Annotated in this window: 1 protein-coding gene; it reads right to left on the bottom strand. The window is 71.7% G+C overall.

The annotated features are described in order from the left end of the window. On the bottom strand, positions 1-3,376 hold a 3,376-nt coding region (locus A5680_RS23845), incomplete at both ends, for a non-ribosomal peptide synthetase (protein WP_156675217.1).

A 3,376-nucleotide genomic window follows, 5' to 3' on the forward strand; every position in this document is an offset into this window, starting at 1 on the left:
GCGCCGAAGATCTCCCACACCGACACGTCGAACACCAGCGAATGGCTCTGCGACCACACGCCGGCCGCCCGCACGGGCGCGTCGAGGGGGGCGAACAGTTGCGTGACGTTACGGTGAGTGATGGCAACGCCTTTCGGCGTGCCGGTGGTGCCCGACGTGTAGATGAGGTAGGCGATGTCGTCGGCCGCCGGGGCCGTCGGCAAGGCGTCCTCGGGCTGGGCGGCGAGCGCCGGGTCGTCGATGTCGACCACCGCCGGCCCGAAGCCGGCCAACCGCGACCGCAGGGCGTTCGTCGTCAGCGCGGCGATCGGCGCGGCGTCGGTGAGGATGAACTCGATGCGGGCCGCGGGCAGCGCCGGGTCGACGGGCAGGTATGCCGCCCCGGTCTTGAGCACCGCCATGATCGCGACGATCGCCTCGGCCGAGCGGTCCATGAGCAGGCCCACGCACTCCCCGGCCCGGGCCCCGCGGCCGGCCAGCAGGCGGGCCAATCGGTTCGCGGCGCGGTCGAGTTCGCGATAGGTCAGCGAGCGGTTCCCGCAGCTGACGGCGACCGCCTCCGGCGCGCGATCCACCTGCGCGGCGAACACCTCCAGGATCGACGGGCAGGTCACCCGCCGGTTGGCCACCGCGCGGTTACCCCACTCGTCGAGGCGGGCGCGCTCGTCGTCATCGAGGACGTCGATCGACGACAACGGGCGACCGGGGTCGGCGGTGATCGCCACCAACACCTGGTGCAGGCGGTTGACCAACCTTTCGATGGTGTCGGCGTCGAACACGTCGGTGCGGAACTCGACCTGCCCGCCGATCCCGGCGGGTTCGCCGGTGTCGTCCCAGTGTTCGGCCAGCGAGAAGGTCAGGTCCATCCGGGCGGTGTGGGTGTCGATCGGCAGTGGGGCGACGTGCAGGTCACCCAGGCTGAACTCGGCGGCGTCGCTGTCCTGCCAGGCCAGCATCACCTGCACCAGCGGGTGGTGGCTCAGGCTGCGGGCGGGGCGGAGCCGCTCCACCAGCACCTCGAAGGGCACGTCCTGGTGCTCGTAGGCGGCCAGGCTGCGGCCGCGGACCTGCGCCAGCACCTGCGCGACCGTCGGGTCGCCGGCGAGTTCCGTCCGCAGCACCAGGGTGTTGACGAAGAAGCCCACCACGTCGTCGAGCACGGGGTCGCGCCGGCCGGCGATGGGGAAGCCGACGGCCACCTCACTGCTTCCGCTCAGGGTCGACAACAGCACCGCCAGCGCGGCCTGGACCACCATGAAGCTGGTGGCGTTGTGCGCCCGCCCCACCTCGCGGACCCGCCGCTGCAACGCGGCCGGCCACTGCACGCTCACGGTGGCCCCGCGGTGATCGGCCACCAGCGGGTAGGGCCGATCGGTCGGCAGCACCAGTCGCTCGGGCATCCCGGCGAGGTGGTGCTCCCAGAACCGCAGCTGCCCGGCGATGGGGCTGTCCGGGTCGCCCAGGTCGCCGAACTGGTTGCGTTGCCACAGCGTGTAATCGGCGTACTGCACCGCCAGCGGCGCCCAGTCCGGGGCTTGGCCGGCGCACCGGCCGGCGTAGGCCACGCCGAGATCGCGCACCAGCGGGGCGAGCGACAGGCCGTCGGCGGCGATGTGGTGCAGCACCGCCACCAACACGTGCTCCGCGTGGGCCGTATTGAAAAGCCAAGCGCGCAAAGGAATTTCGGTGCCAAGATCGAACGCGTAATGCGCCACGGTCTCGACTGCCTCTTCCAGCCGGCCCGGTGACCAGGCGGTGGCGTCGACCACGTCGCAGCCGACGTCGGCGTCCTCCGGCGGCAGCACGACCTGTTGGGGTGTCCCCTCCGCCGCGACGAAGACCGTGCGCAGGCTTTCGTGCCGGGCCACCACGTCGCCCAGCGCGGCGCGGAACGCGTCGGCGTCCAGGCGCCCGCTCAGCCGTAGCGCCGCCGCCATGTTGTACACGGCCGAGGGCCCCTGCAGCTGGTCGAGGAACCACAACCGGGACTGGGCGAAGGACAGCGGGATCACCGTGGGCCGTTGCATCACCACCAACGGCGCGCGCCCGGCCCCGTTCGCACCCAGATGCGGCGCCAACTGGTGAACCGTCGGCGCCTCGAACAGCGACCGCACCCCCAGGTGGGTGTTCAGGCCGGTGTTGACGGCGGCGATCAGGCGCATGGCCGCGAGCGAATCGCCGCCCAGGTCGAAGAACGAATCGTCGACGCCGACGCGCTCGAGGCCGAGGACCTGGGCGTAGATGCCGGCCAGGATCTCCTCGACTGCGCTTGCCGGGGGGCGGTAGCGATCCGCGTCGTGGTAGTCGGGCGCCGGCAGGGCGCGGGCGTCGAGTTTGCCGTTGACCGTCAACGGAATCGCGTCCACGACGACCACCGCGGCGGGCACCATGTAGGCCGGCAACCGCTCGGCCAGCGCGGCGCGAACGCCGGCCGGATCGGCCGTCCCCGTCACGTACGCCACCAGCCGCTCCTCGCGGACGATCACCGCCGCCTGCTCGACGCCCGCCAAACCCGTTAGCGCCGCATGGATTTCGCCGAGCTCGATGCGATACCCGCGGACCTTGACCTGGTCGTCGGCGCGCCCGAGATAGCGCAGCTGCCCGTCGGCGCCCCACCGGACCAGGTCCCCGGTGCGATACATGCGCGCCCCGAACCCGCCGAACGGGCACGCCACGAACCGCGACGCCGTCAGCCCGGACCGGCCCACATACCCGCACGCCACGCCCCGGCCGGCGACATACAACTCCCCGACCACGCCGGCGGGCACCGGCCGTAACCAGTCGTCCAGCACGAAGAAGGCGAGATGCGCCAGGGGAATTCCGATGGGGCTGGCGTCGCCGTGCACGTCGCGGTCGACGATCTCGCGGAACGAGGCGTGCACGGTGGTCTCGGTGGTGCCGTACATGTTGATCAGGCGCGGGCGCCCCGCATGGTTGTCCAGCCACTTGCCCAGCCGCCGGGGCTCGAGCGCTTCGCCGCCGAACACCAGCGTCTGCAGCTTGAGTCGGTGCGCGAGCTCGGGGGAAAGCGCGTCGGCGGTTTGCAGCGCGTAGAACGCGGACGGGGTCTGGCTCAACACGCCGACCTGTTCGCGAACCAGCAAGGCGTGCAGCTCGTCCGGCGAGCGGCCCACGGCGTCCGGCACCACCACCAGCCGCCCCCCGTGCAGCAGCGCGCCGAAGATCTCCCAGACCGAGAAGTCGAACGCCAACGAGTGGCACAGCGTCCATACCTGGCCGAGCTCCAGCTCGGCGTCCAGCGACTCCAGCAGCTGGGTGACGTTGTGATGGGTGACCGCAACGCCTTTGGGAGTGCCGGTGGTGCCGGACGTGTAGACGACGTAGGCGATGTCCCCGGGCGCCGGCGGCGGTGGTG

It is taken from the genome of Mycobacterium sp. E2989 (assembly GCF_001667595.1).
Lineage (GTDB): Bacteria > Actinomycetota > Actinomycetes > Mycobacteriales > Mycobacteriaceae > Mycobacterium.